This window comes from Rhizorhapis sp. SPR117 (assembly GCF_021742065.1).
The window spans coordinates 1-25152 of the sequence record NZ_JAKKIE010000022.1 but is presented as its reverse complement, the minus strand read 5'-3'; the positions used below and the strand labels follow the sequence as shown (position 1 = coordinate 25152).

The window sequence follows — 25152 nt, the reverse complement described above, 5'->3', positions numbered from 1 at the left end:
GCGCGTGGCGCTTTACATTCGGCAAGGTCGTGCCTCCCGCGCGATGGATAACAGTCTGGCGATATCGACAACCTTGTCCAATTCAGCCGCGAGCTCGTCCAGAGCCGCATCCACAATGATCGCATGGTCGAGGCCATTGGAGGCAGCGCCAAGTTTGCCAAGCCACATCTTGCGCTGTTCCGAAGATGCGAACAGACCATGGACATAGCATCCGGCGATCCGTCCATCGGGGCTGGTTGCGCCATCGGTGCGCCCATCGCTGAACCGCAGCAGTGGCGCAGTTGCAGATGTGGTTACCCCGACATGCATTTCATAGCCGTGAAAGGCCTGTCCCGCAGGAATATCCGTTCCTTCCACGCTGGCCAACATCTTGTGTCCGCCCAGCACGGTATCCACCGGCAAATAACCGAGACCGGTTACGCTGCCCGAACCGCCTTCTATTCCCTCAGGGTCTGAAATAGTCCGTCCAAGCATCTGATATCCCCCGCAAATGCCTAGTATATGTCCGCCGCGACGAACATGCGCGGCAATGTCCACATCCCAGCCCTGGGCACGAAGGAAGGCAAGATCGGCAATGGTCGCCTTGGTGCCCGGCAGGATGATCAGTCCGGCGCTGGCCGGGATCGGTTGACCTGGCGGCACCATCGTCAGGCGCACCGATGGTTCCTGTGCCAGTGGATCGAAGTCATCGAAATTGGCGATGCGCGACAGCATGGGGACGGCAATTTCCACACTGGCGCTGCTGCCGTGCGTCAAATGATCGAGCGCCACAGCGTCTTCGGCGGGCAATTTCCGGGCGGCGGCGATCCATGGCACGACACCCAGACCTTCCCAGCCGGTGCGCTCTGCTATGGCGTCATATCCTGCGTCGAACAACCGCACGTCGCCGCGGAATTTGTTGATCAGGAAAGCGCGAATCATTGCAGCGTCTTCTGGATCGATCACTATATGGGTGCCAACGATCGAAGCGATCACGCCGCCCCGATCGATATCGCCGACCAGCACAACCGGCACGCCAGCGGCCCTCGCAAAACCCATATTGGCGATGTCGCCTTCGCGCAGGTTGATTTCCGCCGGGCTGCCTGCGCCCTCGACAATCACGATGTCCGCGTCGGCGCGCAGGCGCTGGTAGGAGCCAAGCACCGTATCCAGCAATTCGCCTTTATGGCTGCGGTAATATTCAGAGTCCGACTGGCCCTGCATGTGGCCATGGACAATGAGTTGGGCCACGCGGTCAGACTGCGGCTTTAAAAGTACCGGATTCATATCGACATGCGGCGGTACGCGACAGGCAAGCGCCTGCAAAGCCTGCGCCCGGCCAATTTCGCCGCCTTCGGGCGTGACGGCGGCGTTATTCGACATGTTCTGCGGTTTGAAAGGCAGCACCTTGAGACCGCGATTGGCGAGCAGGCGGCAAAGCCCTGCCACCAGCACGGACTTGCCAACATCCGATCCCGTGCCCTGCAACATCACGGCGCCCATGGCCGCACTCCCGTCACCAATATGTGCGCCGCCGCTACCGTTCTATCGCCACAGTTGCGAAAAAGAACCGAGAGCGGCGGCGCTCATAGCTTAATAGCGCAACCGCACGCCTGCATAGGCCGCACGACCCGAAGTGCCATAGTTGAACACTGTCGCATAACGTTCATCGAACAGATTTTCGACGCGGCCATAGAATTCAACATTGGGCCTGACCGGGATACTGGCGCGTAGATCGACCAAGACATAGCCCTGTAAGATGCGGCTGTTGCTGGCATTGTCGAACCGCGATCCGGCATGGGTCACGGTGGCGCCGGTCGACAAGCCAAAGGGCCAGCGATAATCGACCGAAGCGTTGAGGCTGTGCCGTGGCCGTCGCGCCAGATCCAGCCCGGTATCGCGGTTTTTGGTTTCCATCCAGGTATAGTTTGCATCGATATGCAGGGCTTCCACCGGGTTGAGCGCAAGGTCGATCTCAATACCCTTTGCACGGGTGCGGCGGATATTATCATAGGTGCCAAAAGGGCGATTGTCGCAAATAAGGTCCGTACTACCAAAACAGGAGACGAAATCGATCTGGTTACGGCTGTTTCTATGGAACCATGTCGCGGCCAGCTCGATTGCGCCATTGAGCAGTTTCTGCGTGACGCCAGCGTCCCAGCTTTTTGATGTCTCGGGCGTAAGCGTCTCATTGCCGTAATCGCCAAAAAGTTGATAAAGCGAAGGCGCCTTGAAACCTTCGCCATAGCTGGCACGTATCGTTGTCGTGCCGCTGTTAGGGCTGTAGACGGCATTCGCGGCGAAAGTGGTTTCACCCCCGAACCGCTGATGATCGTCGCGGCGGACGCCGGCAGTTGCTGTAAAGCCGTTGATTGGCGTCATGCTCAGCTGTCCATAAAAGCTGTCGATGTTAGTACGAGCATTGCTCGGAAATCCGAAAGAAGCCGTGCGGAAACGGGATGTTTCCGTTTCCGCGCCAAAGACTGCCTGCACGCGGTCACTGATGTCGGCTATGCCTTGATATTCGAAGCGCTCATTTTCTCCCTTGGCGGTAAAATTTGCGTCCGAACTGCTGTCCGGATCATAGTTGGCGCGCTTCACATCGGTATAGGCAAAGGCAAAGCGATTGCGGAAAGCTCCCCCAAAGAGCGACAGGTTAACGCCTGAATAGCCGACGAACTGCTTGGTTTTCGAATATTCATTCGTGTCGGCAAAGCTGTAGAACGGCGCGGGAAAGCCATCGAGGTCATTTTTGCCGTCCGAATACCAGCCGCGCAGGTCCACCGACAATGCATCGGACAAGGTGACCGTGAATTTGGCATTCGCGCCAAAATTGCGATAACCGTCCTGTTCGGTGCCACCGGCGAAACTGGAAATCCCGTCGGTGCGGAAATAGCCGGCACCGATGCTTCCGGCCACAGGGCCAAACTTGCCCGAAACATTTCCCACAAGCTGGGCTGTATCGCGATAGCCATATTCGGCGCGGGCATTGGCGGCCAGTTCGTCACTCGGTTCTTTTGTAATCATGTTGACGACGCCGCCAATTGCCTGGCTACCCCACAGAACCGATTGCGACCCGCGCACGACCTCGATCCGGGCTATGTTGCCGGTCAGCAGGTTGCCAAAGTCGAAGCCGCCGCCCGGTGAAGCTGGGTCGTTGATTTTGACACCGTCTATCAGGGCCGCCGTCTGTTCGCTATCGGCACCCCGGATAAAGATGGAGGAGAAGCCGCCAATACCGCCATTGCGGGTAAAGCTGACGCCGGGCACTTTGGCGAGCAGGTCAACCACCGCAACCGATTGCTGCATGATGATATTGTCTTCCGTGACGACCGTAATGGACTGGCCGATTTGCGACAGAGGCCGCGCATCGCGGGTTGCGGTAACGACGATCTGGTCACCATCGTCCGCATGAGCGGCAACAGGTGTCAGGACCGTGGCGGCAAGTATCAGATATTTTGAAAGGCGCATATTTCCCCCTTTTTCAACAAAAAGGGCCGCACGAAGGCTTGCTATGCACGAAAATCGATTCCCCGCGCACGACCCAACGAACGTCGTCACGCGAGGAAATCCTCGATCGCCCGGCACACCCCGTCCGCACGAAAGAACGACTGCGTCAGGCAGGTCTCCTGGCTCTCGGGTCATTATCTGTTTCCCCGCCTTCCCGGATCAGATCCAGTGGCATTTGGGGAGCGGACTCACCGATTACAGTTGCGGGGGCAGCCCCGGCTTGTGAACATGATGTCCACTTCCGGGTTCCCTTTTCATCCCATCTCCGGGAACCTGTCGCGGCGCGGTTGATAGTGCGATGCAGCAAAGAGAGCAAGTGAAAGATAAAGAGGCAGTCAGATGCTCTACGCCGCTATGGTGGTCTCCAGTGCCTCGGACGCCTGCAGCCAGCGCGCCTCGGCTGTTTCAAGCTCGCGCTCGACATCGGCGCGACGTTTCATGAGTTCTGACATGGTGCAATTCTTTTCCTGGGGGTCGGCCAGGGACGGATCGAACATGGCCCGTTCGATCCGGGAACGGTGCGCGGTCAAGGCCGCCATTTCCTTTTCCGCGATGGTCACTGCATCGCGCAACGCCTTGTTGCGTTCACGTTCCTGGGCTGCTGCACGCTTTTCGGCCTTGCGGTCCTGCTTGCTGGGCGCATCGCCGCCGCTGCCCTGGTTGCCGCCCTTGCCCAGCACCAGATCGGTATAGTCGGCAAGGCTGCCGTTATATTCGGTAGCCGTGCCACCATCGACCAGAACCAGTCGATCGGCGACCAGTTCGATCATATGCCGATCATGGCTGACGACGACTACAGCGCCCGAATAGGCATTGAGCGCCTGCACCAGCGCTTCACGGGAATCGACATCAAGGTGATTGGTCGGTTCGTCCAGGATCAACAGATTGGGCGCGTCGCGGGTGATCAGCGCGAGAGCAAGCCGCGCTCGCTCGCCGCCTGACAGGCTGCCGACTTTTTGGATAGCCCGGTCGCCGGAAAAGCCGAAGCGGCCAAGTTGGGCACGCACCGCACCGGGCGTCATGCCTTTCATCTGCCGTGTCATATGTTCAAGCGGGGTGGCGTCGGTTTCCAGTTCCTCGACCTGATATTGGGTGAAATAGCCTACCTTCATCTTGGCCGAAGCGTTGACCGCACCGTCCATCGGGGCAAGTTGCGCCGCGATCAGACGGGCAAGCGTCGTCTTGCCATTGCCGTTGCGGCCAAGCAATGCGATCCGATCATCGGGATCAATACGCAGATTCAGCCTTTGCAGGATCGGCCGCTCATCATAGCCGACCGAAGCCATGTCGATGGTAATGAGCGGCGGGCGCATTTCCGGTGGACTGGGAAACACGAAGGACAGGCTTGGGTCCTCCAGCGCGGCAGCAATAGGCTGCATCTTTGCCAATGCCTTGGCTCGCGATTGGGCCTGTTTGGCGGTACTGGCCCGCGCACTGTTGCGAGCGACGAAATCCTGCAACTTTGCCCGTTCGGCCGACTGCCGTTCGCGGGCTGCCTCCAGTTGCGCCAACCGTTCGGAACGCTGTCGCTCAAAGGCGTCATAACCGCCCGGATAAAGCGTAACCTTGCCCTGTTCCAGATGCAGGATATGATTGACGACATTGTTCAGAAGGTCGCGCTCATGACTGATGATGACAATAGTCGCGCGATAATTTTTGAGGAAACTCTCCAGCCATAGCGTCGCTTCCAGATCGAGGTGATTTGAAGGTTCGTCGAGCAGCAGCAGATCAGGCCCCGAAAACAACAGCGCGGCAAGGGCAACGCGCATTTTCCACCCACCCGAATAGCTGTCGAGCGGACGACCTTGCATTTCATCGTCAAAGCCCAGGCCGACGAGAATGCGAGCAGCCCGTGCCGGAGCGCTATAGGCGTCGATGGCGTTCAATCGTTCGTGAATCTCGCCCAATCGATCCGGATCATGGCAATGCTCGCTTTCATCGAGCAGCGCCGCGCGCTCGGTATCGGCGGCCAATACGGTTTCAAACGGAGTTGCATTACCGCTCGGTGCTTCTTGTGCGATATAGCCGATTTTCGTGCCGCGCGGCATCTCCGTATCGCCCTCGTCAGGATCGAGAAGGCCGATCATCACCTTCATCAGAGTCGATTTGCCAGCCCCGTTACGACCGATCAGGCCAACACGGCTGCGCGGGGGCAGGGCGGCAGTCGCGCGATCAAGGATAGTGCGTCCGCCCAAGCGAACTGTGATACCATTCAAATTCAGCATGGCGCGCCGATAGCATATTCGAATGGATAAGGTCAGGGGGGTTCCGTTATTTTCCGTACAGCTTCAAATTTGTATCGATCGATGCTCCCAGGGGCCACGAGCGTGACTATATAACGTCGTAATAAAAGCAGGTTACGGATAGATATGATCGAATACTGCAAAGGTCTGAAGTACCCTATTGTTGGCTTACCCCGTAAGAATTGGCCAAGGCGTATTGAGCTTGCTGACAGGATCAGCTTATAGGGTTTAAAGGGCGGGAATTAGATGAGTTGATCCACTAGACCGCCTGTCGGTAGATATAAAATAGCCGGTAACATAGTGAAATAGACAATAAAATTGCGATTAACTTTAGGGTTGCAACAAGTGGAGAATAGAGATGCGTCAAAAGAGGAGGGGGACAGATCGGCAAATAATGACCGTGCATAAAAAAAATAAAACACGCGATGCCGATCACTTTGTTAGTGACGATGTAGGGATTGCTGAGTTGGTTCAGCAAGCCTGTTTGAACATGGCAACGGAATATATGTACGGTTCGGGGGCGGACTGTGAAGGCGGACCGGTCCTGAGTACCGCGCCTGTCTCGTTTGAGAGGGAGTGCAGACAACCAGTCTATCATGCATCCTTGTCCTTTGTTCGCTGCAACCGTGCACTGAACATGCTTGTTTCCTGGCTCGGCCCTGTGTCCAAGGCCGGATCTGTCCGCTATGGTCGCGCCAGTTAATCCTGTCATACCGGTTTAGCCATTCGCTACAGCGATAGCGGGGTGGTTTCGACTTGGATGAAATCGGAACCCCCTGCATCGCGTCCGGTGCCGTGCTTTCTGACAAGAATGCCGGTTCGTGCCTGCACCTTTGCCGGGTAAAATTCCTGCTTTTCAGCTTCCACTGCCGGTTTTCACACCGGGCGCCTACGATACTAGTCCCTATGGGTTAGCCACTATGCCCTGTGTGTTGCACCCCAATATCTTTTGCTCCTGCACCCGGAAAACGGGAAGATCACCACCAAACTAGGGGTGGTGCGCGACCGTCAAGCCAACAGGCTCCGGTCTACGGGGTGCCTCAGGTTCACACGCCCGGATGGAAGTGGAAATTCGTCAATGAATGCTGTCCAAAGCAACGTGCAGGCATATCCCGCGCAACAGACGCGTCCGTCACCTGATTCAGACCATTCCGAACTGCATTATATGAGTGCTCGGCAATTGCTCTGTATTCTTCGTCGGCATCGGATACTGATTCTGGCGATGGTCGGTTGCGTCATGTTCGTCACTGCCCTGGCAGTGTTTACGGCGACACCGATCTATCAGGCGACAGCGACCGTCCGGGTCGAGTTAATAAGCGGCTCGGGCGATAGTCAGTTGGAAAATGCCGCGCAGAATGAAGCCCGGATGGAAACGGAAGCCAGACTTTACGCTTCCCGTGTCATGGCGGAGGCTGTGATCAAGGACCTGTTTCTGCTGAGCGATCCCGAATTCATGCCGCCCGATCAGTTGTTGCCTCGTACGGAGAAACCAAGCGATCGAAGCCTTGCCGATGCGGTTGATAAAATGCGTGACATGGTGATCGTCACGCGTGCGCCACGCGCCGAGTTCATAGACATCACCGTCCGGTCGCCTTCGCCAGCATTGGCTGCGCGGATTGCCAACCAATATGTCGATACACTGCAGGACACGCGCTCGGTGGAGAAGCGCAAAAAACAACGCAACCTGGTCGCTGCAATAGGTACTGAAGTTGATCGGGTAAAATCGGAGCTGGCAACGGCCGAGAAAGCGGTTTCCGATTTCCGCAGCAGCCATCAGATGTTGGCCGGATCGGCCGGAGTCGATGATCTTGCGCAGATTAATCGTGTTGCCGCAGAGGCCGCGTCTGCAGGAAGCGTTCGGGCCGAACTGACCGCCCGATCGGCAGGTGTGAGCCGGGCAGCTGCGATGCAAAGCGCCGCCACTGCGACGTCAGCCCTTTTACAGCAGCAGCAGCGGCAATATGACGATTTGCTGCGCGAAAAGGCGAAACTTACGTCCTTCTATGGCTCGGGGCATCCTGATGTAGCGAATGTCGACGCACAACTTTCCGAGATGCAGGCAAATATGTCCAAGGAGCGCATCAGAGTCAGTCAAGCTGCAGCGACAGAGGCTGCGGCAGAAGCGACCCGTGCGAACAGCGAGGCTTCCGGTGCCGCTGCCAGGGAAGCGCAGTTACGTGGCTTTCTGGGCAGCCTCACTAGCAAGGCATATCAAAACAACAAAGATAATGTGACCTTGATGTCTTTGGAACGCGAGGCCGAAACGACACGTGAACTTTATCTATCGCTTGTTTCGCGATTGAAAACGGAAACGGCGGCGCTTGCCGGAACGGGCGTGATGTCTTCGTTGCTCTCGCGGGCGCCGCTGCCTACGGAGCCGGTCAGCCCGACGCCGACAAAGACTCTTGCAACCGCCTTTTCAGGCTCTCTCTTTCTGTCTTTCCTGATCGCCTTCTCTATCGAGATGTTTGACAACAAGCTGCGTTCAGGGAAACAGATCCGGCGGCATTTCGGCCTCCCGACGCTGGCAATGATCCCACGCATCGCCAATATCACCATGACGCCGGACGCGAGCCCGGTCATCAGCGACCCCCGTTCGCTTTTCGCGGAAGTGGCGAGAACGCTGTATTTCGAAACTGCCCGGCGATGGAAGGGGGAGGGCGCGCAAGTCGTGGTCGTGACATCGCCACTGCCCGGTGACGGCAAGTCAACTGTCGCGCTCAGCCTGACCGCCGCAGCCGCAGCCAAAGGTCAGCGCGCCGTAATCATTGATCTTGATTTGCGGCGGGACGGCTTGCTGCAGGAAATCCAGAAACAGATGGATGGTCCGGACCTGGTCGAATATTTGCAAAGTGACATGCCTTTCGGGCGGTTGTTGCCCCATGCTTATGATGACAGTGAGACATCTGGCAAAGGCAAGCGTAACATCAAACCGTTCGTGCTGAGCGCCCATGGCCCAGTGGACGATCCCGCATCGTTGATTTCGATGTCGCGGTTGCAGCAGTTATTCGATGAATTGCGCCAGCACTTTGACCTTATCGTGGTCAATTCGCCCGCAACGCTGGCTGTTTGCGATGCCCGCAGCATTTCGGGAATATCGGACACGGCATTGATGGTCGTTGATTGGGGCCGGACCACCATAGATCAAGCGCGGGCAGCGTTGGAAATTCTAGAATATGATGTGGCTGGCGTTGTCTTCAACAAAGTCGATTATGTTGAACATGCCCGCCGGGGCTATGGAGACGCTATCGAATATTATACGCAGGCTGCTGTCTATTATCGTGGTGAGATCCCGGCCAAATATCAATGGATAACCAGGTGGAAAGAGGCTGGAAAGGCATGGCTCTGGTCCATGATCCGGAAGAGGCGACCACAGTGACAATCTTTGGAACGGAGGTATCTGAAGTCGTCACGGGAAATGATTCCGCGAGAGGGGGAGAGAAAGCTTTACGGGTTCTTCTCATCGATCCTTCGCCGCTCAGTCGAAGCTGTCTGGTTGCCGGTTTCAGCGAAAATAAAGATATTTCCATAATGGCCTGCCAGCATAGCAAGGAATTGGCGTATGCACGGTTCGATGACGGGCCGCCCGATGTCATTATCCTGCAGGCCGCGGGTCAGGATCTCGGATCAGCCGAATTCAGCGCTCAATTACAAACGGTGATCCGTGCCTTTCCGGCTACGGGCATAATGCTTCTTTCCGGATCGGAACATGTCGATCAGATGCTCGCCGCATTCGAGCAAGGCGTTGGTGCCTATATAACCGGGAACCTTGGCCTCATTCCGACTATAAGAGCCATGCAACTCATGCGCGAAGGCATGATAGTCTATCCCCGGGAGATTCTGACCGACCTGCGGAAACATATCAAGCCAGCCACGTCGCCCCAAATCCACGAGCATGAGGCAGGGGTCCACGAGGGCATCTTGACACCGCGGCAGCGGGACGTCCTGCTGCTGCTGGCCCAAGGCCTGTCCAACAAGGCAATTGCGGGTAATCTTACCATCAGCGAAAGCACGGTCAAGGTACACATCCGTGCGATCATGGAGAGAACCGGAATGTTGAACCGCACCCAGATCGTGGCGCATTTCTTTCGGGACAGGTAATAGGGTCAGGCTAGCCAACCTTCGCAGGTTGGTTTGAACGCGCACGCTGGCGCCGTGAAATTTCAAGCAGCCAGACATAATCCATGGCAACAGCGCAAATGCTCGCCAAAAGCACATGGGCGATGTTGGCTCCCATGGCGCCGATCGAGGGGATAAGCAGCAAAGCCGAAGCATGAAAGACGAATGTGCCGGCCAATACGATCTGGAGCACCTGATGCTGGCGTCCCATGGCGAGTAGCGCTGAACGTGAAGGCGCACTGTGTAATGTGAAAATGACGGCAATGAGTTGCACCATGAGCAACGGCCACACAGCCATGTAGGCTTCGCCAAGGCCTATGCGGATCAGCCAGTGGCCGAACAGTGCCAGCGCGATAAGCGTACATATGCCGAACAACGCCAAAAAGAGTTGTACCTGCAAGACTGCCTTGCGAAATGCCCTGTATGCATTTTTGGCCCACAGACGGGCCACGTCGGGATAAAGCACCGTTTGCACTTGCGCACCTAATTGCTGTGCTGCTTTGGCGATCCGTTTGGCAATGTAATAAAGGCCAGCCGCTGCAGGACTGGCCAAGGCGCCTACCAGCAACACATCGAATTCCTGAGCACTGGCACGCAGCGTCATCGAAAGATTTGATGACCAGGCGAAGCCCATGATTCCGGGAAATCTCTTGCCGATGCCGCGGAGGCGCGCACGAAACAGGTTATGGATGCCCTGTTGCCGCAGTTCCAACATGGCCAGTATGAAGAACAAGGCAACGCCGAAAATTTGGGCGCCGCTCCACACAATGACGAAGTAAAGCAGGTCACCGCCCCACCATAATCCAGCCAGGCATAGCGGGATGCGGATCAGATTGGCGAGGATCTGGGTATAGGCGATGGTGCGGAATCGCCCGGCAAGACGCAGTACGGCGGCTGGCATGCCGGTGATGTTGAGGGCCAGTGCGATACAGTAGATGAAAACAAGCCCTATATAATCGGCCTTCAATCCGAACAGGGCTCCCGCCACCACCGCCAGCAGCGCGGCCGAAACAGCGGCTGCCAGCGCGGCCGAAACGTCCAGCGCCAAACCGAAGGCATAAAGGTTGCGCAGATCTTCCTTGTCATTATCTCCTGTCAGATCTGCGGCATATTTGATGAGCGGCTGCCAGGATTCGAAGCGTACGATCCGCTCGATCAGCCGGGTATAGCTGATCACCAGAGTCAATATGCCATATGAGGCTGGTCCCAGCGCCCGCGCCGCAACGCCAACGCTGAGCAACGCAATAAATGCCGACAGGAAATTACCCGAGAGCAAGTGGCCGATGTTGATTAAACGGAGATGTAAGGCAGAATCGCGCGATGCTGACATCAGGTGACGGCCAACCCTTGTCCGCTCCATGCCAAATAAATTCATCATGGCGCACCAATTGGTTGCTGTGACCTGCCATAGCAGGCAGATCCGTCAGTCGTCCGGTCCACGCGGAGGAGCGCGCTCGCTGCGCGGCGACCAACCTTTATGGCGGCTGGTCGCACAACTGCTTCGTCTGCGCATGCTTTGATTATCAGGCGGCGCACTCCGTAAGGATCGGACGAACGCCATCATCATCATTGAGAATGGTTTTGTCTTTGGGTTGTGCTGCCAGATGCGCTTCAAGACCATGTTTCACCGCCCAGATGGCGGCTTGTGTTCTGTTGGATACCCGCAATTTACGGAGTATCGCCTTCACATGCACCTTGACTGTGGCTTCACTGATTTCAAGCCGTCGCGAAATGACCTTGTTTGCATAACCAAGAATCAATGACCGCAGGATTTCGACCTCGCGCTCCGACAGATTGATGTCCGTGATGCTGGCCCGCCAGTCGCTCCGTTTGAAAGTGGCGCCGCCATTGGCGAAAGCCCCGGCGAGCTGTGATGGCATTACCTTTTCTCCCAGCGACACCAGATGCAGCGAACTGATCAGCGGATCACAGGAAATTTCCTTGACGATATAACCATCGACGCCTGAACGAAAAGCTTCCGCCACTTCTTCATATTTGAAGCTGTCGGCGAGCAAAACGATGTAGGAATCAGGAAAACGTTGTCGCAATTCGCGGCATTGCTCCAGTCCGAAATTATCCGGGCCAGTATCGATGATGATGATGTGGCTACCATTGCCCATCGGGTCTGTTGGCAGGTCGGACAGGTGACATGAGTCATCGACGGAGGATAATATGCGAAAACGCTCTTCAATCAGGATGCGTCTCAAACCCTCGCGTACAATTTCGTTTCTGCCAAGCAATGAGATTTGGATGTCGTGATTCACAGCTTCCCCCTTCATGTGGATGAGTTGCGTTGCGACGACCCGATTTGACTAATATTTACCTGCCAGCCGCTGAGCGACTTTGCTGGATTCAACTACCGAAACCATTATGGACCGGGTTGATGTTGTTACCCGGAAGCTATGGTTATAACATTTTTTACCCTTTTTGCACATTCAAACGGCTTAACCATAAAGGCGTGCCTCATTCTGGTACAGAGCACGGATTTGTTGATGCTATATTCTTTTCTATCAATATCTTAGGCGGCAGGTAATTTTGGCCAATAACGTTAGAAATACAACTAATGGTGTAAGTCCCCGACTTTTTTGTAGTACGGCCCGGCGGGGGAATCGGGTTTTTGCCTTGGAGTCGATTCTCTAATACTCACGAGATTCATTCAATTTGGCGGATAGCGATGAATGCCTCAGCGGCCTGGCGGTACACGGTGGCGCCGCGCATTGTTGCCAGGGCCTCAATGGCCTTTATTGATCGTTCATCCGGAAATGGCCTGACTTGTGAAGCGTAACAGCGGAAGGCTTGAATCTTGCGTGTGATATGAGCGCTGATATCGACAAAGACATTGGGGATGAATGCCGCCGTCACACCAGGCGCATACCAATTGGTTTCGGAAAGGGTTTCATAGGCAAAGATGCGTTGAGGCGCATCTGGTCCGCGTGGCCGTGCCGCGACCATCGCCGAGAGGAAGCTCAATTGATGATCGAGGTGGACATCGCCGATAAAGGGTACGAACAGCGTGTCAGGTTTCAGGGTTGAAACAAGATTGCAGAATGCTGCATTCATGTCGGCGTGGGCTATCCGGTCAAGTTCAGCGGCAGGGAGTTTCAGGAAATGGGAGCCAGTGACGCCCAGTTCGGCATGAGCGGAATGGGCTTCTTCAACGCTTTTTTCTGCGGCGCCTGGAGCGAAGCGGTCGGTTCCTGCACGTGTCACGATACACACGTCCACTTGAGCTCCGCCGTCGGTCAGGCGGCTAATCGTGCCGCCACAGCCCAGGACTTCATCATCAGGATGTGGCGCAATGACCAGCGCCCGCTTTATCGTGCTGAGCATGTCGGCTCCTTTCCGATACCCAGTCGGGCATGCATGGCCGGAATTCGGCCCCCGTCATAATCCCATTCAATGACGCGCAGCGCAGTCTTACCGCCGCAGGCAATCACAAAGCTGCTGTCGTCACGCTCAATCACCTGTCCGGGCAGTGCCAAATGCTGTTCAGCCCCAGCCCATGGCTCTGCATGCCAGAGGATCATCTGCTTCTCCGCAATATGGCTGCGTGCGCCGGGATAAGGCTTCCCTACTGCGCGAATCAATAGGCATATGTCGGCGGCCGATTGTGTCCAGTCGATAATGCCATCCTCTGGCCGGCGCCTCGCCGCCCATGTTGCGTAGCGCGCATCTTGAGGCAGGCGCGGCGGAGAACCGGACGCCAATGAAGCAAGGGCGCGATCCATCATGCCTGACAGCACGGCGACATGGCGCGCATAAAGGCTGGCGGCGGTTTCATCGGCACTGACGTGAAAAAATACCTGTTCCAATATGGGACCGCTATCCACGCCTTCGTCGATCCAGAACAATGTGCCGGCAGTAATGGGTTCGTTGGCGAGGATCGTCCAGGGAATGACACCGCGCCCGCGCATGCGGGGCAGGGGGGCGGGATGATAGCCGATAAGCCGGTCGCCCGTGGCCACCAGAAAATCGGCCCCGCAAATCTGGGACCAGCCAATAACGAACACATAATCCGCATCCGTCGCCCGGATGATATCCAGCGTTTCGGGCCGATTGATGTTGCTTGTCATAAAAAACTCCGCCCCGGCATCGCGGGCGGGACCAGACAAATCCACAAAATCGCTGTGTCGCGTTTCAAGATCGCGGGGAAGGCTGATCACCAGCGGCAGGGACCAACCCGGTGTCCGTGCAATCGCCTCCAGCGCGACCAGGCTGCTTTCAACCGCACCTATGACGATGGCACGCATAGGCCTTCTCCAGACTGATGGGGTTAATCCGTTCGCCCGCGATCATGACGCCCAGCGTGCGAAACAAAATGTTCAGGTCGATTGCGAGGCTGCGCTGGTCCACATACCACAGGTCGAGCGCCAGCTTATCGGCCGGGGTAAGCAGACTGTTGCCGTTGACCTGTGCCCAACCGGTCAGGCCGGGTCGCAGTTTGCCGCGTTTGATGCCATCCTCAGCCATGGCCGCGACTGTTTCGGGTAACAGCGGACGAGGACCGATAAAGGCCATATCGCCTCTTATGATATTCCATAGCTCGGGTAACTCATCGAGCCGCGAGCGACGTAGCAGGCGGCCAAGGACCGTGATGCGCTTGTCGTCGGGAAGAAGTTTTCCCGCGGCGTCGCATGTTTCGCGCATCGAGCGAAATTTGACGAGCGTGAATGAAACGCCCCCCCGACCCGCACGGGTTTGGCGAAAGAATACAGGCCTTCCCATCGCAGTGACGACCGCGACGGTGAAGAACAGCAACACTGGTGCAAGCAGCACAAGTGCAATGGTGGCCAGAAGCATATCTATCCCGCGCCGCATCGTTCAAAACCGTCCGGTCGAAGTGATGGTGCGTGGCGTACCAAGCGGCTGCACGGGTGCTCGCTGGTGATGTGCCGGGCCAAGCTGCATGCTGTCGAGCAACAAGGCATTGACCTTTTCCACGTCATAATGCGTTACCGCTGTCTGACGCGCTCGCGCGCTCATAGCCGGTGCCAGGGACGGGTCACTGAGGAACCGCTCCATCATGCTGGCCAGTGCGCCGGAATTGCGCGGCGGAACCAGAAAACCGTTATATCCTTCGATGACTGGCTCACGGCAGCCGGGCATGTCTGTTGTAATGATCGGGCGGCCAGTCGCCAGCGCTTCCAGTAGTGTGCGGGGTAAACCCTCGCGATAATAGGACGGCAGGACGAATATGTGAGACATGGCCAGGAAAGGACGGACGTCGCGGGTCTCCTCGTGATATTCGACAATGCCCTCGCGTGCCCACCCATTGATCTGTGCCGGCGTAAAGCCTGTCGGATTGTCCGTATCGATCCGCCCGAGCAGGTGAAAACGCGTTTCGGGATAGCGTTGCTTAAGTTTCCGGGCGGCATCGACATATTCCATCACGCCCTTGTCCCGCATCAAGCGGGCGATCATCAGGAAGCATGGCGGCCCGGCTGGCATCGGCTGGTGCGCATAATAGTCTATGTCGACGCCCGATCCCGGCACCTGGACGACATGCTGGTCATGATGGATTATGCCTTGCCGGATCATTTCGTTGCGATCGTCACCGTTAAAGACGAAAATCGTCTTTGCTCGACGCACACCCGCGCGATAGAGCCTGCGGACGATGGCGCGCAGCAGGCGACGATGTTCCGCCTCCGGGCCGAACACATAGCCAAGACCACTCATCAGGACATGAAATCCCTTCACGCCACACAGGCGTGCGGCAAGCCCGCCATAGATGATCGGCTTTTGCGTATAGGCGAGCACGACATCAGGCCGTTCCTGCCGGATAAGCCGGACATAGGCCCATAATGTACGCAGATCACCGAAAGGGTTGGAACTGGTGCGGCCCATGGGCGTGCAACGAAAGCCAATGCCCATTGTGGCGAGTGCGGTCTTGACCTCCCTATCTTCATCCGGTGCGCACGCGATCACCTCATGTCCGGCGCTGGACATCGCAAATAGCAGGCGACCACGGAAATTAGTGAGCGAATAGGCAAGACTTGAAAGGATCAGTATCTTCATTGCGGCCAGGCTCCCTATGGCCGTGACAGGCCGTCCCTGTTTATGAAGTCTAGTGTGACCAGTCGGTGGCGGCATTGGCGCATAAGGGCACTATACTTTGTGGTGATCCGGCTTGTCTGTCCGCCATGTGGCGGGCGCAGGGGCAGTGCCACGGTCCAGGATTTCCTCATCTGGGCATCATTTCCACTGCGGGTTGACCAAGAATCGCTTCAAGCGATGCTCAAAGGATCATTTGGAATAGCCATGCGAGCCGAAACGGGGCTTCGGTATAGTGGCTGTTTGGGCAAGTCACGCCTTCCTTTCATTGTCGTAAACATCCTGTGAATCCAACTGCTGCGGTGTGTCGGTGCAAGGCGCCTGTTCAATTTCGCGGGTAGGCCCCCCAAGGAGGAAAATATGCTCCAACGGACAGAGATGACAGCCCGGAAAGTCGCTCTTATGCGCCTTGTACGGTTTGCCGGAATCATTTCGCTCGATGCGGGCGCGGTTGCTCTTTCCTTTTTCCTGGCTTTTGATCTTCGCCTGCAGGGTGCGTTGCCTCCAGCGCTGAACGAGGCGCTTCCGGTCGTAGTGCCGACGGTCATTATATTGTCAGTGATCGCCTTTTATGTGACCGGACTATACCATCGTGCCTGGCGCTATGTGTCCATCGGCGATCTGTTTTTCCTGACCGAGGCGGCAACATTGGCGGTTGCCATGTCGTTCGGTACGTTGTTGCTGATAGACGGGGCGCCCTGGCTTCCGGCCTCTATACCAGTCATTCAGTGGTTCGTGCTGATCGTGCTTCTGGGCGGCATGCGCGTCGTCCGCCGTGTGAGCCGGGAGGCAAGAACACGGTTCAGCAAGCGCGGCAAAATATTACCTGTTGGCAAAGCAGCCCCCGCAGGACTTCGCCGGGCGTTGTTGCTCGGTGATCCCGACTGGGCCAATATGCTGATTGGCGCGCTGCAGCGGGATGCGAGTGCCGACATGAGTATAATTGGCATCATGACCCATGACGGGCGCGATGCCAATCTGCGGCTGCGTGGCGTACCGATGCTCGGTTCGCCGGAATTGCTCGAAGACATCGTCGATATGCTCGATCAGCAAGGGCGCCGCCCCAATTGCCTGATCGTCAATCAGAATGACCCAATGCTCATCGGGCCGCAAATGGTGAAGCTGGTCAACAAGGCGGAGCAACTTGGACTGGACGTGGCGCGCGCGCCTGATCCAGCGGGGCTTCAGCATCAGCGAAAGGGCAAGATCGATCTTCAGTTCCTGAATTTGACCGACCTGCTGGACCGGCAGGAATTAAAGCTCGACAAGACCATCGTTCGGGAAACTGTCTATGGTTGCCGAATCATGGTGACAGGCGCAGGCGGCACGATCGGCAGCGAACTGGTTCGACAGCTTGCCGCCTTTGGGCCTGATGAAATTGTTTTGATCGATCATGCCGAATATAATCTTTACGCCATCGACATGGAAATTCGGGAGAAATTTCCCGACATTTCGATCATTGCCGAGCTTTGCTGTATTCGCCAGCGCGATCGAATCATGCAATTGTTCGCACAGCACCGGCCTGAACTGGTGTTCCATGCTGCTGCGCTCAAGCATGTGCCATTGGTGGAGGGCAACCCCTGCGCCGGCGTTCAGACCAATGTGCTTGGCACGCGCAATGTCGCCGATGCGGTGCGGAAATATGGTGCGCGCGCCATGGTTCAGGTATCAACTGACAAGGCGGTTAACCCCGTTGGCATGATGGGTACGACCAAGCGGCTGGGGGAGCTGTATGCCCAGGCGCTTGACCTTGAAGGTGCGGGCGAGGCGGGAAGCGCACGTTTCATGACGGTGCGTTTCGGCAATGTACTCGGCTCCAGCGGATCGTTGATCCCCCTGTTCCAGCGGCAGTTAAGCCGTCATGGACCGCTCACCGTTACCCACCCCGATATTGAACGCTACTTCATGACCGTGCAGGAAGCCGTGCAGCTTATCCTGCAAAGCAGCACGCGCGCCTTGCGGGGGGGCGTCGATCACGGACGCATTTTCGTGCTGGACATGGGCAAACCGATCAAAATCATGGATATCGCCAAACGGATGATCCGGCTGGCTGGGCTGGAACCCGATATCGACGTCGAAATCAGGGTTGTTGGCCTGCGTCCGGGCGAAAAGCTTTATGAGGAGCTGTTCGACCAGAGCGAGGAACAGCTACCTTCCGCGCTACCCGGCATTTTCGAGGCGCGGTCCAATCCGGTGCCGCTTGCCACATTGAACGAGATGTTCAACCAGCTCGACGCCCTTGCACGGACAGGTAACGACGAAGCGATATGTTCTCTGTCACGCGCCATCCTGGATCAGGTGAACGATCAGGTTTTTGGGCAACTGGACGAGTCCACCCACACGGCGACGATTTCGGCGATCAAGCAGGCATTCAATTCCAGATCGGGCTCGTCGGGCCATTTTCAAGGTGCGGTACAGTGACTGGCGGCCAAATCATGACCGAAGGTGAGGCCGGGGAGGCCCGGTCGCGCTGGCCGCGATATGAAGACGATGAAATCGCAGCCGTCACCGATGTGCTGCGCAGTGGACGGGTCAATGCGCTGGTCCATGGCGATCGTTGCCGTGCGTTCGAGGCGGCCTTTGCTGATTTTTGCGGTGTGCCCCATGCCATAGCGCTGGCCAATGGCACGCTGGCGCTGGAACTGGCGTTGCGGGCGCTGGGCGTTGGGCCGGGCGATGAAGTGATTGTGCCGGCGCGCAGCTTTTTCGCATCGGCAAGCTGTGTTGCCGCGGTAGGCGCGACGCCCGTCTTTGCTGACGTAGATCCCGTTAGTCAGGCTATTGCGGTCGACTCCGTCCGGGCCAGAATTACGTCGCGCACGCGGGCTATACTATGCGTCCATCTGGCAGGATGGCCCTGCGACATGGATGCGCTCCTGAAGGTTTGTGAGCAGCACAACCTCTTTCTGATCGAAGATTGCGCACAGGCCCATGGAGCGCTGTACCGGGGACGTATGGTGGGATCGTTCGGCGATGCTGCCGCTTTTTCCTTTTGTACGGACAAAATCATGTCGACTGGTGGCGAGGGCGGCATGCTGCTGTTGCGCGACCGGACCGTCTGGGAACGGGCATGGTCATGGAAAGACCATGGCAAGAATCCGCACAAGGTGCTCAATCCATCACCGGGCAATAGCTTCCGCTGGATTCATGACGGCTTTGGCAGCAATTACCGCATGACGGAAATGCAGGCGGCGATCGGTCTCGTGCAGCTTCGGAAATTGCCGGGTTGGCTTGTGCGACGGCAGCGCAATGCCAATGTACTCGACACCCTGCTTTCAGGAGAAGCGATGGTGCGACTGGCCGTGCCGCCGGATCATATTGGCCATGCCCGCTACAAATATTATGCCTTCATCGAACCACACCACCTGCCCTCGGGTCGCAACCGGGATGATATGATCGCTGAAATGGCGACGTTGGGTTTACCTTGTGCCAGCGGTTCCTGCCCTGAAATCTATCGGGAGGAGGCATTCAGCAACACGTCCGCCCGTCCGGCCCGACAACTGCCAATTGCAAAGGCATTGGGCGAGACCAGCCTGATGCTTCCAGTCGACCACACGCTCGGCGATGCGGATATGCGTCGGTTGGGCGAAGCACTGCGGTCGATCTTTTCAAACTGGAGCCAGCAGGCACGGGCAGCATGAGTGACGATACAACCCTTCCGAAGTTCATCATCTTTGGCGCGGTCAAGGGGGCGACGACCTGGCTCAGTTATCAATTGCAACACAATCCGGCAGTGTTTCTGCCGGACCCAGAGCCCCATTTCTTCAGTAGCGAATATGATCGCGGTTTCGACTGGTATGGCCAGTTCTTCCGCGATGCTGCACCTGGGCAACTGCCAGGAGAAAAATCGGCGGATTACCTTGCGCATCCCGATGCGGCCCGGCGCATCGCGGAGGCAGTTCCCGACATCGCCCTTGTCGTGCAACTGCGTAATCCCGTCGACCGGGCCTATTCCGACTATCGAATGTTGTATCGTCGCGGCACCATCACAGGCGGCCCGGAGGACTATCTCATTCGCTCCACGACCACTCTGCCGCGCTTTCTGGACGATGGCCTTTATTATCAGCATCTTCGGCGCTGGTTCGATCATTTCCCACGCGAACAGATCAAGGTCCTGCTTTACGAGGATGTGCGCGAAAGGCCCGCATGGGTCATGCAAGAGGTCTGCGACCATATCGGTGCGCCATTCCACTTTGCGCAGGAACTGGAGCATGAGCGGATAAACGACGGGTCTGCGCATCTGTTGCCGCTGCCCATGCGTAAACTGCTTGGCCCATTAAAGGGCGCGGTCAGGCCTTTGCGCGGCCATGCGTTGTTTGAAGCGGCGCGCCGCACAATTGCACAACCTGTCCGCTATCCGCCGCTTTCAGCATCGACGCGGGCCTATATGGAAGAATTTTACGCAGGCGATGTCGAACGGCTTGCTTCGTTGATCGGCAGGGACCTGCGGCACTGGCTTCCGGCGGCGCGGCGGGCGGCATGATGGCGGGCGGATCGAGGCAAAAATTGTGCGTATCTGTTCGATCATAACGTCTTTTGCGGCGGGCGGGGCAGAGGTTCTCGCCGCCAATCTGACCAGCGCGTTTGTGAAGGCCGGACATGGTTCGACCATGCTTGCCCTGTGCGATGCTGCGGCGGTGGGCAATTCCGAAGCATATGAGGAGGCACTCAAGCAGAGAATCAGATCAAGTGGTGGCGAAGCGCGCTCCCTTGAACTGGTTAACCGGCGTAACCTGTTGGCAGGCGCGATAGCCATGCGCAAATCCATCAGCGATATCGACCCCGACATAATCCATGTTCATACGGCGCAGGCGCTGCTGATGTTGCTGCTGGCGGGTGTGCGGCGGCCCACTGTTTATACCCACCATAATATCCGGTGCAATTTTCCGTTATGGCTGTTCAGGGCCTTCGACCGGGTGGTAGACCGCTACATTGCGATCGGAGGGGCGTGCCATGACTTGCTTGAGGGGGCAGTGCGCAAGCCCATTATCCTTATTCGTAACGGTGTTCCCGCCGATTTTTCGGTCGCCGCGCCACGCGTCAAGCTGGCCCGCGATCCAGTTATTTTTGCTGCCGGCGCCCTAACGCCGCAAAAGGATTATGGTACTTTGATCCGGGCGTTTTCACCTGTCGTTCGAAAATTGAATGCCACGGGGCGAAGGCCGCTATTGCGCATAGCAGGCGGTGGTTCCCTGATGGATAGACTGCAAGCCTTGGTGGACGAATTGCAGCTTGCCGAGAGTGTCGAATTACTCGGAACCCGAAGCGACGTGCCGGAATTGATGCGCCAGTCCGATCTTATGGTGAACAGTTCTGAATTCGAAGGCCTGCCCATCGCGCTCATCGAAGCGGTGATGTCTGCTCTTCCAATTGTAGCGACCGACGTTGGAGGCAACTCCGAACTGGTCGAACCGAACGTCAACGGCTTGCTGACACCGGCGGGAGACCCTGAAGCATTATCACAGGCGGTGCTGTCAGTGTTGGAGGACGAAGCCCGTTATGTGTCCATGTCCTTGGCTTCGAGCGAGAAGTCGGGCGCTTTCACGCTGGAAAACTGCGCCAGAGCGCATTTGAAACTCTATGCCGATATTGGCCCTAAGCCTGCTTGTGCAGGGTCGTTCCAAACAGTCAGGCCGCTACCCATTCCGGATAGGGGTATCCATCAAAAGTATAGCGGCAGGATTTAAAGTCTATCCCTGTTTGGGAGGGCTTCATCCTGGCGCAGATCCACTAAGCTACATCCCGGTCGCTACGGAAACTGGACGGTAACCCGTCTTGGCTTTCTGGTGATTGGCGTTTCAAAGCAGGCTTCATGATGGCAAGAAATTCTCCAACCATGTCTATGACGCCCGGTTATCGGGATGCGCCATACCGGTCCGCGATCAATCGGGTGGCGGTCATGGTGCTGACATTGGCGGTATGCCTGTCGAGCTTTCATGTCTTGCGGGTGGCCAGCCAGAATCTTTCATACAGCGATATATTATTCGCGCTGGCGGCGATCATGTTTATCGCTATCGGCCGCATCAACCTGTCGCCATTCCGAGAACTGAGTCCGTTCTGGTTTGGCGGATTGGCATTATTCATATCAGGCCTGTTTTTCAGCAGCCTGATGCATAATGCCCTTGATCGCTGGGTGATTGTCGCGTCCCAATATCTGTTCAGCTATATGTTGTTGCCGATAGTCATCATGGGGCAGGACCGTCAGCGCATCATTTCCCTGATCAAGGTCTTCATTGTGTCGGTCACACTGATCGAAGTGGTCGGCGTGATCACAGTCTACTCGCTGAGTTTTACCGACGCCAATGCTCTGTGGGGTCCGGAGTTCATGGCTGGAAATGGACGGTTGGGGAGCTTCGCGGGTGAATCCAACTGGAACGGCCTGCTGATCGCATCGACGTTGCCGATTCTTGCCTATGCCATACGAACTCATTTGTTTCCGCTTATCGTGTCGGTTCCCTCAATGATCATCCTGCTATGGGCGCTAACGCTGAGCGCATCGTTCACCGGCTTTACATCGGCACTATGTGCCATGACGATTTTTCTTGTCGTTTCGCGCACGCGTCCGTCTCCCCGGATCGTGGCGGTGGTCGTGATGGTCGTGACTGCGCTGTATCTGGGCGGATACCAAATGCCTGAAGTGTTTCAAAAGCGTGTGGCGGGCGCATATGAAACGGGGCAGCTTGATGAAGCTGGAACGTTCACTGATCGCGCCAGATTGATGGCTGACGCATGGAAGATGGCTGACGACACGACGTTTACAGGTGTTGGGGTCAGCCGATTTCGCGAGATTCATCCATCCGGCCAGCCGGTTCACAACATGTATCTGCTGGTATGGAACGAGGGTGGGTTGCCCGCCCTGATAGGCTGGATCATGATGGTTTTGATATTGATCGTCTTGCCCTTGCCCGTCCTGCGCAGACATCCCGCAGAGGCCGCAGTGTGCTGCGGCGTGATTTTTGTCTTTCTGGCATATACCATGGCCAGTCCGCACATGTTTGGGCGGTTCTGGATGGTGCCATTGATGTTGCCTCTCGGCTTGATCCTGACGCGTCCATCCGTATCGGCGACACAACCGGTCGAGGATGCTGACGATTCTGCGACAAGACCAATCGTTCCATGATGGGCTGGTCGATACGCGGCTGGAAGATGCTGGCCATGGTGTTGCTGGTGCAAACTGTGAGTTGTTCGGCGCAGCCGGTCCGAAAGGATGTGCTCGAACGGGCTGCAGGTCCGCCTTCGACTGCGTTTCCCGGCGCTATCGGTTATGGTGCGGCAAGCAAAGGCGGCCGCGGCGGCCGCATGTTATTCGTCACCACGCTGGATGATAGCGGACCCGGCTCCTATCGCGCCTGTGTCGAAGCGCATGGTCCCAGAACCTGCATTTTCCGAGTTGGCGGGCTTATCCGCTTCACCGGAAAGCCGCCGGTTATCCGCAACCCTTATCTCACCATCGCCGGACAGACGGCGCCGGGGGAGGGCATCACATTGGCGCATTCGGGCGGCGTAGACGGGTTTACTCCAGTCGTTGTCAAAAAAACGCATGATGTCATCATCCGGAATATTCGCGTCCGGATCGATCGACCGGGATTTGACCAGCGTGCCAGCGATGCCTTTACCATAGAAGACAGTCATGACGTCATTCTGGATCATGTGAGCGGTAGTTGGGCCGCGGATGAACTGGTCAATCCTTATGGCGATAACGACAATATCACCATCAGTTGGTCGTTGTTCGCTGAAGGCATGCCCAAACACGACAAATGCGCCCTGTTGGGCAGTGATCCTAAAGGACCGCAGCATATCAGTTTCATCGGCAACCTATGCGCCCACAATGGCGACCGTAATCCAGACGTCAATTTCCCGCCAGGATCCTGTGTGGAGGTCATTAACAATGTACTCTATAACGCCCAGTCACAATTTACCGAGATATGGGAAAGCTATGGCGGTTCGCCAGTGGCGGTGGTTGGCAATGTCTTGCGTGCCGGACCAAACACGAGGGAGCAGGCCATTGGCATCGACCATGTAACCATAGGATCGACGGGTCCGGCGCAAATTTATGTCCATGACAACAAGTTTGATGGAATGTTTCAGCATTTCGCTGCAGACCTGGATAAGGTCCGGGTCGCCCAACCGCCCTGTCCGCTGACCGTGAAACCTGCACCCGCGACCGAAGCTTATGATAGGGTCCTTGACGCGGCAGGCGTATTCCCGAGAGATGCATTCGACACTCGGATTGTATCGGAGGTGAAGTCCCGCACCGGACGCCTCAAGAAGACACCGGGAACGATCGAGGTTGGAGAAGACGACGAATATGACTCACCCTATCCCGATGCCGATGGCGATGGAATGGACGATGAATGGGAGATCAGAAACGGAGCCGATCCGGACAAAATAGACAGCTGGCTGGATGCCAATGGCGATGGCCTCAGCAATTTCGACACGTTTCTTGATTACCTCCAGCGTTTGAAAATGGGGGTATCGACCGCTTGAGGCGTCCAGAAATTGACTGGACCCCTGACTGTAATTATTCACGTCCTGATTACGACTTCTGACTAGTATCGCAGGTTGTTCAGGCAATCATCGGGAGGATCGACATGAAGAAGTTGATACGAACTGGCGGGATACTGATGCTCGCATCGGCATGGCTTCTTTCCGGCTGCATGGGCGGGGCCAACCTGCCGTCGCTGCCCAGCGTGGAGACTGGACAATATCGTCTGGATGCCGGTGACGAGGTCCGAATCACCGCATATGGCATGGATGCGCTGACCAATGATTATCTGGTCAGCGACACGGGTTACGTCTCATTGCCGCTTATCGACAACGTGCCCGCCAAGGGAAAGACCGTGGGAGAGTTGCAGAGCGAAATCGCCAGGATCTTGTATGAAAAAGAAATATTGCGGTCGCCCAGCATCAATGTGCAGGTCACCAAATACCGGCCCTTCTACATTTTGGGAGAGGTCAAGAGTCCCGGTGAATATCCCTATCGGCCCGGAATGTCGGTGCTGACGGCAATTTCAACAGCAGGGGGCTATACTTTTCGCGCAGATCAATCGAATATGATCGTGACCCGTCAAGTGGATGGCCGTGGTATCACCGGACGGGCAACCGAAAACACCCCGATTCAACCAGGGGATACAATTCGTGTCAGGGAAGGCTGGTTCTAGGATTATGACCTTAGAGTCCGACTCAAAATTAATATTCATTGGATTCAAGCTCGTGCGATAAATCTGGCGGTTCGCCGGATTGAAGCGAT

The 25152-nt window shown here is 56.7% G+C and carries 18 protein-coding genes and 1 riboswitch; of the genes, 9 read left to right on the top strand and 9 right to left on the bottom strand.

Translation table 11 applies throughout. The annotated features are described in order from the left end of the window. Positions 1–12: 12 nt before the first annotated feature. The 3 genes from L3X40_RS10190 to L3X40_RS10180 all read right to left on the bottom strand — a co-directional run bounded on the left by L3X40_RS10190 (position 13) and on the right by L3X40_RS10180 (position 5714). Positions 13–1482, bottom strand: a complete 1470-nt coding sequence (locus L3X40_RS10190) for a cobyric acid synthase (RefSeq protein WP_237365540.1) — start codon at positions 1480–1482, stop codon at positions 13–15. A gap of 90 nt (positions 1483–1572) precedes the next feature. Further along, the gene (locus tag L3X40_RS10185; protein WP_237365539.1) at positions 1573–3450 is read right to left on the bottom strand and encodes a TonB-dependent receptor plug domain-containing protein; all 1878 of its coding nucleotides are present in this window, start codon (positions 3448–3450) and stop codon (positions 1573–1575) included. A 131-nt stretch (positions 3451–3581) separates the two neighbouring features. Beyond that, positions 3582–3781: riboswitch (cobalamin riboswitch) on the bottom strand. Positions 3782–3833: 52 nt separating this feature from the next. Continuing rightward, complete coding sequence (locus L3X40_RS10180; protein WP_237365538.1) at positions 3834–5714, bottom strand: ABC-F family ATP-binding cassette domain-containing protein; 1881 nt, start codon at positions 5712–5714, stop codon at positions 3834–3836. A 1096-nt stretch (positions 5715–6810) separates the two neighbouring features. Here L3X40_RS10180 and L3X40_RS10175 point away from each other — a divergent pair. Then, on the top strand, positions 6811–9111 hold the full coding sequence (locus L3X40_RS10175) for a GumC family protein (RefSeq protein WP_237365537.1): 2301 nt from the start codon (positions 6811–6813) through the stop codon (positions 9109–9111). 152 nt (positions 9112–9263) lie between these two features. Continuing rightward, positions 9264–9833 carry a response regulator transcription factor gene (locus L3X40_RS10170; RefSeq protein ID WP_237365536.1) on the top strand — a complete coding sequence of 190 codons (570 nt, stop codon included), beginning with the start codon at positions 9264–9266 and terminating at the stop codon, positions 9831–9833. Between the two features lie 10 nt (positions 9834–9843). On the opposite strand, the gene L3X40_RS10165 is transcribed toward L3X40_RS10170, so the two are convergent. From L3X40_RS10165 to L3X40_RS10140, 6 genes are all read right to left on the bottom strand, one after another. Beyond that, a complete protein-coding gene (locus L3X40_RS10165) occupies positions 9844–11229 on the bottom strand; it encodes a lipopolysaccharide biosynthesis protein (protein WP_237365535.1) in 1386 nt (461 codons plus the stop codon). Positions 11230–11374: 145 nt separating this feature from the next. Next, positions 11375–12115 (bottom strand): LuxR C-terminal-related transcriptional regulator, encoded by a 741-nt coding sequence (locus L3X40_RS10160; RefSeq protein ID WP_237365534.1) that lies wholly within the window; start codon positions 12113–12115, stop codon positions 11375–11377. Positions 12116–12503: 388 nt separating this feature from the next. After that, on the bottom strand, positions 12504–13181 hold the full coding sequence (locus tag L3X40_RS10155) for a PIG-L deacetylase family protein (RefSeq protein ID WP_237365533.1): 678 nt from the start codon (positions 13179–13181) through the stop codon (positions 12504–12506). Next, positions 13166–14101: a formyltransferase family protein gene (locus tag L3X40_RS10150; protein ID WP_237365532.1), complete on the bottom strand. Its 936-nt coding sequence runs from the start codon at positions 14099–14101 to the stop codon at positions 13166–13168. The genes L3X40_RS10155 and L3X40_RS10150 overlap by 16 nt, the downstream gene beginning before the upstream one ends. Then, a complete protein-coding gene (locus L3X40_RS10145) occupies positions 14073–14651 on the bottom strand; it encodes a sugar transferase (RefSeq protein WP_237365531.1) in 579 nt (192 codons plus the stop codon). Before L3X40_RS10145 ends, L3X40_RS10150 begins: the two co-directional genes overlap by 29 nt. A gap of 21 nt (positions 14652–14672) precedes the next feature. Beyond that, positions 14673–15866: a glycosyltransferase family 4 protein gene (locus tag L3X40_RS10140; RefSeq protein ID WP_237365530.1), complete on the bottom strand. Its 1194-nt coding sequence runs from the start codon at positions 15864–15866 to the stop codon at positions 14673–14675. Positions 15867–16262: 396 nt separating this feature from the next. Here L3X40_RS10140 and L3X40_RS10135 point away from each other — a divergent pair, with 396 nt between their 5' ends. The 7 genes from L3X40_RS10135 (at position 16263) to L3X40_RS10105 (ending at position 25063) form a co-directional block, all read left to right on the top strand. Continuing rightward, complete coding sequence (locus L3X40_RS10135; protein WP_237365529.1) at positions 16263–18323, top strand: polysaccharide biosynthesis protein; 2061 nt, start codon at positions 16263–16265, stop codon at positions 18321–18323. 14 nt (positions 18324–18337) lie between these two features. Next, complete coding sequence (locus L3X40_RS10130; protein WP_237365528.1) at positions 18338–19543, top strand: DegT/DnrJ/EryC1/StrS family aminotransferase; 1206 nt, start codon at positions 18338–18340, stop codon at positions 19541–19543. Next, positions 19540–20385, top strand: a complete 846-nt coding sequence (locus L3X40_RS10125; RefSeq protein WP_237365527.1) for a sulfotransferase — start codon at positions 19540–19542, stop codon at positions 20383–20385. The genes L3X40_RS10130 and L3X40_RS10125 overlap by 4 nt, the downstream gene beginning before the upstream one ends. A 25-nt stretch (positions 20386–20410) precedes the next feature. Continuing rightward, the gene (locus tag L3X40_RS10120; protein WP_237365526.1) at positions 20411–21589 is read left to right on the top strand and encodes a glycosyltransferase; all 1179 of its coding nucleotides are present in this window, start codon (positions 20411–20413) and stop codon (positions 21587–21589) included. A gap of 149 nt (positions 21590–21738) precedes the next feature. Further along, positions 21739–23022: an O-antigen ligase family protein gene (locus L3X40_RS10115; RefSeq protein ID WP_237365525.1), complete on the top strand. Its 1284-nt coding sequence runs from the start codon at positions 21739–21741 to the stop codon at positions 23020–23022. Further along, positions 23019–24389, top strand: a complete 1371-nt coding sequence (locus L3X40_RS10110; RefSeq protein ID WP_237365524.1) for a pectate lyase family protein — start codon at positions 23019–23021, stop codon at positions 24387–24389. The genes L3X40_RS10115 and L3X40_RS10110 overlap by 4 nt, the downstream gene beginning before the upstream one ends. A gap of 104 nt (positions 24390–24493) precedes the next feature. Beyond that, entirely contained in the window at positions 24494–25063 is a 570-nt protein-coding gene (locus L3X40_RS10105) for a polysaccharide biosynthesis/export family protein (protein ID WP_237365523.1), read from the top strand. Positions 25064–25152 lie beyond the last annotated feature (89 nt).

Coding starts and splice junctions, on each gene's coding strand:
- L3X40_RS10190 (WP_237365540.1), bottom strand. CDS start 1,482: ATGGGCGCCGTGATGTTGCAGGGCACGGGATCGGATGTTGGCAAGTCC.
- L3X40_RS10185 (WP_237365539.1), bottom strand. CDS start 3,450: ATGCGCCTTTCAAAATATCTGATACTTGCCGCCACGGTCCTGACACCT.
- L3X40_RS10180 (WP_237365538.1), bottom strand. CDS start 5,714: ATGCTGAATTTGAATGGTATCACAGTTCGCTTGGGCGGACGCACTATC.
- L3X40_RS10175 (WP_237365537.1), top strand. CDS start 6,811: ATGAATGCTGTCCAAAGCAACGTGCAGGCATATCCCGCGCAACAGACG.
- L3X40_RS10170 (WP_237365536.1), top strand. CDS start 9,264: ATGGCCTGCCAGCATAGCAAGGAATTGGCGTATGCACGGTTCGATGAC.
- L3X40_RS10165 (WP_237365535.1), bottom strand. CDS start 11,229: ATGATGAATTTATTTGGCATGGAGCGGACAAGGGTTGGCCGTCACCTG.
- L3X40_RS10155 (WP_237365533.1), bottom strand. CDS start 13,181: ATGCTCAGCACGATAAAGCGGGCGCTGGTCATTGCGCCACATCCTGAT.
- L3X40_RS10150 (WP_237365532.1), bottom strand. CDS start 14,101: ATGCGTGCCATCGTCATAGGTGCGGTTGAAAGCAGCCTGGTCGCGCTG.
- L3X40_RS10145 (WP_237365531.1), bottom strand. CDS start 14,651: ATGCTTCTGGCCACCATTGCACTTGTGCTGCTTGCACCAGTGTTGCTG.
- L3X40_RS10140 (WP_237365530.1), bottom strand. CDS start 15,866: ATGAAGATACTGATCCTTTCAAGTCTTGCCTATTCGCTCACTAATTTC.
- L3X40_RS10135 (WP_237365529.1), top strand. CDS start 16,263: ATGCTCCAACGGACAGAGATGACAGCCCGGAAAGTCGCTCTTATGCGC.
- L3X40_RS10130 (WP_237365528.1), top strand. CDS start 18,338: ATGACCGAAGGTGAGGCCGGGGAGGCCCGGTCGCGCTGGCCGCGATAT.
- L3X40_RS10125 (WP_237365527.1), top strand. CDS start 19,540: ATGAGTGACGATACAACCCTTCCGAAGTTCATCATCTTTGGCGCGGTC.
- L3X40_RS10115 (WP_237365525.1), top strand. CDS start 21,739: ATGTCTATGACGCCCGGTTATCGGGATGCGCCATACCGGTCCGCGATC.
- L3X40_RS10110 (WP_237365524.1), top strand. CDS start 23,019: ATGATGGGCTGGTCGATACGCGGCTGGAAGATGCTGGCCATGGTGTTG.
- L3X40_RS10105 (WP_237365523.1), top strand. CDS start 24,494: ATGAAGAAGTTGATACGAACTGGCGGGATACTGATGCTCGCATCGGCA.